Source organism: Rothia sp. HMSC071F11, from assembly GCF_001809115.1.
Taxonomy (GTDB): Bacteria; Actinomycetota; Actinomycetes; order Actinomycetales; family Micrococcaceae; genus Rothia; species Rothia dentocariosa.
The window spans coordinates 1-203 of record NZ_KV795752.1 but is presented as its reverse complement, the minus strand read 5'-3'; the positions used below and the strand labels follow the sequence as shown (position 1 = coordinate 203).

Sequence of the window (203 nt, the reverse complement as noted above, 5' to 3'; positions counted from 1 at the left end):
TAAAACTAGTCCGGCGACAACCTACTCTCCCACACCCATCAAAGTGCAGTACCATCAGCGCAAAGAGGCTTAGCTACTGGGTTCGGAATGGAACCAGGCGTTTCCCTCTCACTATAATCACCGAAACGTGGAGGCGAGGGGACTCGAACCCCTAACCCTCTGCTTGCAAAGCAGATGCGCTACCAATTGCGCCACGCCCCCGC

General features: G+C 55.7%; 1 tRNA gene and 1 rRNA gene. Both read right to left on the bottom strand.

The features are described 5' to 3' along the window. Positions 1–8: 8 nt before the first annotated feature. Positions 9–125: ribosomal RNA gene (rrf, locus tag HMPREF2554_RS04130) — 5S ribosomal RNA — on the bottom strand. A gap of 3 nt (positions 126–128) precedes the next feature. Next, positions 129–201 (bottom strand) — tRNA-Ala (locus HMPREF2554_RS04125). Positions 202–203: the final 2 nt, after the last annotated feature.